This window comes from Paenibacillus sinopodophylli (genome assembly GCF_005930355.1).
Taxonomy (GTDB): domain Bacteria; phylum Bacillota; class Bacilli; order Paenibacillales; family Paenibacillaceae; genus Pristimantibacillus; species Pristimantibacillus sinopodophylli.
Window position 1 is genome coordinate 1 of record NZ_VDBO01000032.1, and the last position, 6,814, is coordinate 6,814.

The 6,814-nt window shown below is 40.8% G+C and carries 10 protein-coding genes; all 10 read left to right on the forward strand.

Translation table 11 applies throughout. The annotated features are described in order from the left end of the window. The coding region (locus FGT79_RS30335; protein WP_212758665.1) for a hypothetical protein at positions 1-387 on the forward strand (387 nt) is incomplete at its 5' end. 138 nt (positions 388-525) lie between these two features. Then, positions 526-696, forward strand: coding sequence for a hypothetical protein (locus FGT79_RS31465; RefSeq protein WP_171056535.1), 171 nt, complete (start codon positions 526-528; stop codon positions 694-696). A gap of 104 nt (positions 697-800) precedes the next feature. After that, positions 801-1,118 carry a hypothetical protein gene (locus tag FGT79_RS30340; RefSeq protein WP_138756551.1) on the forward strand — a complete coding sequence of 106 codons (318 nt, stop codon included), beginning with the start codon at positions 801-803 and terminating at the stop codon, positions 1,116-1,118. A 185-nt stretch (positions 1,119-1,303) separates the two neighbouring features. Continuing rightward, entirely contained in the window at positions 1,304-1,984 is a 681-nt protein-coding gene (locus tag FGT79_RS30345) for a discoidin domain-containing protein (protein ID WP_171056536.1), read from the forward strand. A 245-nt stretch (positions 1,985-2,229) separates the two neighbouring features. After that, on the forward strand, positions 2,230-2,505 hold the full coding sequence (locus FGT79_RS30350) for a hypothetical protein (RefSeq protein WP_138756553.1): 276 nt from the start codon (positions 2,230-2,232) through the stop codon (positions 2,503-2,505). A gap of 125 nt (positions 2,506-2,630) precedes the next feature. Continuing rightward, positions 2,631-4,022 carry a hypothetical protein gene (locus FGT79_RS30355; RefSeq protein ID WP_138756554.1) on the forward strand — a complete coding sequence of 464 codons (1,392 nt, stop codon included), beginning with the start codon at positions 2,631-2,633 and terminating at the stop codon, positions 4,020-4,022. A 10-nt stretch (positions 4,023-4,032) separates the two neighbouring features. After that, positions 4,033-4,290, forward strand: coding sequence for a hypothetical protein (locus tag FGT79_RS30360; RefSeq protein WP_138756555.1), 258 nt, complete (start codon positions 4,033-4,035; stop codon positions 4,288-4,290). Then, a complete protein-coding gene (locus tag FGT79_RS30365) occupies positions 4,290-5,036 on the forward strand; it encodes a zonular occludens toxin domain-containing protein (protein WP_138756556.1) in 747 nt (248 codons plus the stop codon). Before FGT79_RS30360 ends, FGT79_RS30365 begins: the two co-directional genes overlap by 1 nt. Positions 5,037-5,258: 222 nt before the next feature. Next, complete coding sequence (locus FGT79_RS32160) at positions 5,259-5,540, forward strand: ribbon-helix-helix domain-containing protein (RefSeq protein ID WP_246096705.1); 282 nt, start codon at positions 5,259-5,261, stop codon at positions 5,538-5,540. Between the two features lie 408 nt (positions 5,541-5,948). Beyond that, positions 5,949-6,814, forward strand: an 866-nt coding sequence (locus FGT79_RS30375) for a protein rep (protein ID WP_138756557.1), incomplete at its 3' end; no start/stop codon positions are given.

Genomic DNA, 6,814 nt, shown 5'->3' on the forward strand with positions numbered 1-6,814 from the left:
AAAAAAGGTAAAGAAGGCAGCATGACCCCTTTCGATTTTTTACGTGTCGTTGTGGAGGAGGGGGACTTGATGTATACGAAGCAGTACCAGGAATATGTAGATGCTATGCACGGAAAACGTCAGTTGTATTGGAGTCGTGGACTTAAAGATCGTTACCAGATCGATGACAAAACGGACGAGCAACTAGCTACGGAGAAAGAAGAACCTGCTGATCGGCTAGGCGGTATTGACTGGCAGGATTGGCGATCACTTTTGCATCCGAAGGACAGACGTGTAGAACTGCTAGAACTTATAGAGAAATTTGGATACGAAGCTGCCTTATTAAAAATGGGCATAAAAAAAGAATCCGCTGCGGTAACAGCGAACTCCCAATCAGATGAAGCCTAAACATAACTGTGCTTAATAGGCTGTAAGCACTCATAACCTATAAATATTATATCAAAACTAGCAGGGGAATATAACCCCTGCTTTTTTAGTGTAATTTTGTATGATACGCTAAAAAGAAAAAAAAGGAAGTGACGAATTATGGGGAATGATCAAATGCCAAGACACCGTAAGCCTGAAGGAACAAGAGCAAAAGACCAAGTTAAACCTATTTTTCTAAACGTGCCCAATGAGGTCTATGAATTGCTTAGCAAACTAGGAGATCCACATAAGGTAGCATTCGACATTTTGATGAAGAATCTGCCAAAATAATACTTGCTAAAAACTAGTTTTTTTTTTATGATTACAACAGAACAAGAAATCGTTTAAGCGAAAACCTGTTCGCATAAAAATATTGTCAAAGGAGGAACAAAAAAATGATAGTAACAGTAACAGGAACAATTACCAGCATAGACCTCAGAGTTAAAGAGGGAAAAGAGAGTACTGAGTTATTGCTGGCTCAGGATAAACAAAAAGAACAAATTACTATTCGCTTGAACGGCGACCTCCAAGAATATTTTAAACAGTGGACACCACAAACATTTACGGGACGTTTGATGGCATGGGGTCAACGTAATGGTGTCGGCAGCATGATCATGATTTCGGATGAAGACGCGGCAGCCATCGTACTTGCTGGAACACAGACTGCTCCAACTTCATCAGTAAACAAAAAAGAACAGGCAGCCACTGCATAATGCAGATTTTACAGTACGTTGCGTTGGCAGTAGCTTTGCTGGCCGCGATCGGGATTATCGTAAAGTCTCGCATCGATCGTAATGTTTAGCTGGCTTGGGGTAATATCCTGGCAAGTATGGTTAGTGATAGGATTATTCATTGTCGCGAAAGTAGTCATTTGGTTCCTGAAGCTATGGAGGAAATTATGATAAAGCGCATATTTGCTAGTTTGCTTATCATGGCATTGCTTGCATCAAATATAAATTATGTTTCAGCTGCCACTGTTCCAGGAATGGATATCCGGTATGTGCGAGACTGGCAAAACGGTTATGATGCTGCTGCAACGAATCGTTGGATTGAAATCTACGTCTTTAGTGATACCGGGGAAAATGTAGCGATAAATAAGCAGGCTACTGGTAGTGCGTCATTCACGCTTGCTGGTAACCGAGCAATTGACGCTAGTTTAACGACTTATGCTAGCATGGCTAAGCAAGCTGATCCGCAGTATATAACGATAGATCTTGCTCAGACGTACAAAGTTATGTCTATAAAGATAAATCGTACTCCTGTTAATACAATTGCTCATCAGACTAAAACTGAGGTATCTGTTGATGGTTTGAACTGGGTCACAATCGATGATAGTTCTGTTTCGGGTGAAGTTGCTCAGCCAGCAGCAGGATTCATTTATGAGTTATCAACTTACGTTCCTGATCCAACGCCTGAACCGACTCTTGAACCAACCGATCCTCCTGTTCCTGTTGATCCTGAGTTGATCGATGTAGTAAACGATATTAAACAAATTGGGATTTACATATTGGCAACTATTGCTTTCACGTCTGGCATGTTTCCGATAGTTATATTCTTCGTTGGAAAGAAGGCGAAATAATGCAAGTTCAGCCTTTAAGCTGGGTTAATTTTCTTATTTTACTTTTTGCTGTACCAGCCCTCATACTCGGATTTTTATTTCTCCAGGCTAAATATAAAGCCAGGAAGAAATCTTAAATGGATCTAGCTAAGTTAGTTTCTGTTATGTGGTTTATCGGCTTTGGACTCTCTGGAACATTTGTAATCATCGGTTACGTAATCGGTTTGGGTGAGTCCTTATTTGATAATGTGAGGAGGTGAGAAAAGATGAAAAACGTAATCGCTTGGGGTAAAAACAAGTATTTTATGACGTTTATGGCTATGATGGCAATCATGATGATTTCTGCTGTTTCTGCAATGGCTGCTCCTGGAGATCCTGTTGCTGATACTGCAATCGTTGACGCTTTGAGCAATTCCTTCACATCGTTGAAGCTGACAGCTATTGCAGCTTTGACAGTAATTGCTCAAATCGCTATCGTATTGTTCTCGGCTATCTACGCTTGGAAATACGGCAAAAAAGTTTTCAAAATCGTCGCAAACTAATACATATCCGACCGTGATGAGTGGAGTGCCCGAGAGGGGAGGCTCCGCGAAGTGCGGCGGATTAGGATTATAAAGAAGGGTATCCGCAAATATGCTGATACTCTTTTTTTTATAGGGGGATCCAAGTGACAACGACATTAAATTTTAATATACGCAAAACTATAATTGTCTTTTTAATATTAGTTGTAGCTTGGATTGGTGTGCAGCCGAAAAAGGCAGACGCTTTTGTACAGTTCGCCGCGATCGGTGCCGTTGAAGTCGGAGCATTAGCATTTTGGGGCGGAGCAGTCCTGGTTGCATCCGTTGGAGTTGCGGTTGGACTTGATCCAGCAGTCGGAGATGATATACAGAACTTTGGTAAGGCTGCATGGACAGGTGCCAATCAAGCTATTAAAGATAGTATCAGTTGGTCTGTAAGTAAAATGTCTCTTAATAGTGCTAGTACCTATTCGGTTGAATTCACACCAGAAGTTAAAGCTTATCTAATGAGTACTTGGACTGGGTATTTTTCTCCTGCTAATCGTGACCAATATGAAAAGATGGCTATTAATCAAGTTGTAGGTGTCGGTCCCGTATTGTCTTATGCATCTACAAGTACGATCTATCGCAACATGTACACAGAAGATGGTGGTAAAGTTTTTGGAGAATATGTGGGTACTCATCAATATACAGGTACTGCTTTTGATAGTTATAAATATTTGAAATCTATTATTTATCTACCTGGCAAAACGGGTACTACTCCTAACTGGGCTTTGTTTTTTTCACAGGCAAATGGATTTGGTAGTTACGTTGATATACAAGTTTATTATCCGTATGCTAGCCCGATTGAAGTATATAATCAATTGATTAATACGGGGTTGTTGATACGTAATGCGACTATGACTAATTTAGCTGTTAATCCTGTTTTTAGTACTCCACTTGCTCCTGACGTTATATCTCCTGCTTTGCCAGTTAACATACCTGATGTATTTACCATGCCAGCTACTCAGGGTGTTTTAAATCCTGCTCAAGACATGGTAACTATCGCTAATCCTACAATCGGTTATCCAGGAGCAGTAATTCCAGCTAATCCGTGGGACGTTGCAATTGGCTATCCTGCTATTCCTGGTAACATTGCTGATCTTTCACCTACTAAAACAATTGCTACACCTGCAGATATTCCTGTTCCTGGTGTTAGTGTCCCGACTGTTCCATCGATCCCTAGTTGGGATACACCTACCGGCACTGCTCAAATCGATTGGTCACCATTGCTTCTTGCTGGCATCGATCTTACAACTAAGTTTCCGTTCTCTATTCCATGGGATCTAAAACGGCAGCTTGATGTATTCAATGTTGCGCCGCAAGCTCCAGTACTCAAATTCAATAAAACATTTACCATGGGTGGCGCTACCTTCCCGATCGAGTTCGAATTTGATATGGCTCAGTTTAATTTGTTAGCTACTATTGCTCGTTATTTTTTAGTTATCGTTTTTGATATAGCTATTATTTTAGGGATAAGGAAGCTTATGCCTCAGTAGGAGGGTCGATATGTTTAATTGGGTAGTGTCATTTATAAATACGGTTATACGATCTGTAGGTGCAGCATTAGTATGGGTCATTGCGTTGTTTCCTACTTCTCCGTTTGGTTCGCCTTCATCTCCGCCATCTAGTGTGAATCTTGGTTGGATTACCTGGCTTATTGATTTTCCTACTATGATTGTTCATCTTGTTTCTTTGCTTGGAATCATAATACTCTATTACATTGTTCGGATTGCAGCTCGCTGGCTAAAGGTGGTTAAAGACTAATGATAACAATGTATAGCGGCACGATCGGGAGCGGAAAGTCTTATCATGCGCTTGAACGGATTATCGATTATTTAGAAAAAGGCAAATTTGTTATAGCTAACTTCCCATTGAATTTCACTCCTGGACAGATCAAGCGTGGATGGGCTAAACGTTTTATGTATGTAGACGATATTTACTTTATGTCCGTACATGGCATTCGGCTGCTCATGAATGTTTCGGCTGCCGAAGGTTGGTTAGAGTCAGAAGAAGAAGATCATTGCTTACTTGTAATCGATGAAGCTACTAATTTTTTCCCAAAGGAAGATAATAGCAAACCTGAACAACGTCTCTGGAGAACCTTCTTCACGCAGTCTCGCAAATTTGGCTATGACATTATTATGATTCTCCAAGACGAGCATTCGATTAACAAGACGATCGGCAAGTGCATTGAATTTGATGTAAAGCATCGTAAGGCAAATAATATTTTCCCGTTCACGATTCTTAACTTCTTCAAGATCACTCTGTTTATTTATATTACGTATTGGAAGCAGCAGCGCACTAAGTTGAAATCTACTTCTAGTGTATTCTTGAAGCGATTATCGAAAATGTACCAGCACAAAAAACTCTTTGCTAATCTGGACGACGAGCTCGATAAATTTATTAAAATGATGCCTAAAGCTGATATACCTTCAGCGACTTTCGGTAACATGATCACCCAGGAAGAGCAGCTGGAGGAGGTAGAGGAACATCGAGAAGAAAGTGCTTAAACTATCTGTTTCAGAAGATGTATATGCATATTTCGAAAATCACTCTAAGAAATCGAACATCAGTAAATCTGAATTAGTCAATAACCTTCTGGAGCATTACGTACGTAATGTTCCGTTGAATCAATCAATCGATGCGCTGCTCAAAGACATGTTAAAATAATCCTTTATTTCTGGTTACTTAAAGGTTATACTAAAGGTAACTTAAAAAAGGTTGTGATTGATATGACTATACCGCAATGTCCAAAATGTCTGGGTGAAGAATCTCCTCACAGCGTGGAAAATATAAAATACGATATTTTTAAATGTCACGAGTGTCATACTGTTTTTGAATTTGACCAGGCTAAAGTAATTGGTCGCCCCCCGATCGGAGTCACCAAAAAGCAATCTCTTACGTTGCAAGAGGAAACTTGGGAATGGATTGAGGAATCTGTTAAAAATGGTCATGCTGGAAATCGATCAGAATTTTTGCGCGATATAATTGAATTTGCTAGAACGGGGAGGTGAACATGATGTCATATGGTACCTGGCTTACTACACCACAGGGTGTATTTGTCGTAATTGCTGTATTTGCTGTGGCAGCTGCTACTCGTTATTTTTATCGTACCAGGCGAAATGCTAAAAAATAGATTTGCTATCATAGTTTGATAGAGCGTCTAGCCTTTTACCGTTTTTGACCTGGCTTCTAACCTTGTGCAGCTGCCTGTCACCTTACTGGCTGCTTAGTACTATTCTTGAATTCGCTTGTCACGCTCCCCCATATCACAGCATTAACGAAAGCAGCAATGTTCCCAGCCTGCTTCTAGTTATCCGCCATGTTTTGACCTATTGTTGCGCCTAGCGCGTGATGGAGCGGCAAATGTGGGTTTCCTTTGCGGCGTAATCACTTGATTTGAGAGGAGGGCGGCACGCCCCTTGGTAAATATTACGAAATCACCGCCACCCCTAAATAGTCTAAATCGAAGAAATACGAAGAAATCTTTAGAAAACACTGGATTATCTCAACAAAATGAAATACGACTTTTGCGTTACCAAATGCAATCTGTTGCTAAACATATTTTGCCTGGTAATCGTGTTGGTATATGTCTTCGCTATCAGATGGAAAAGTACGGAATCGTCGATGTATATAAGCACAGACAGACACAGCGTGCGTTTTATGGCGGTCTGATGATTTGCGGTAGTGTTTGGGTATGCCCTGTATGTGCGGCTAAGATAAGCGAACGTAGACGGTCTGAACTACGACAGGCGTTTGATGCTCATATAGCTTCTGGTGGGCACTGTACGATGCTTACTCTGACTTTTAGCCATAGCAGAACGGACAAGTTATCTGATTTATTAGAGAAGCTTTCAGCCGCAACGCTTAAATTTCGAACTGGTAAACGTTCAGATAAACTTCGTGCAGAGATAGGAGAAATAGGCAGCATACGCTGTTTTGAAGTAACTTACGGCGTTAATGGCTGGCATCCTCATATTCATTTGTTGTTGATGCATAAAATTGAAATTGATCCGTGGGAACGATCATATCTGGAAGAGAAATATTACGATTTATGGGAAGCTGCTTGTGCTAAATCGGATTTGGAAACGTCAGCTGCTCACGGATTAAGATTGGATGATGCTCATGAAGCTGATACTTACATAGGCAAATGGGGCGATATTATGCCACGTACATGGGGTGTAGATCGCGAGATGACAAAGGCAAACAGCAAAAAAGGTAAAGAAGGCAGCATGACCCCTTTCGATTTTTTACGTGTCGTTGTGGAGGAGGGGGACTTGATGTATAC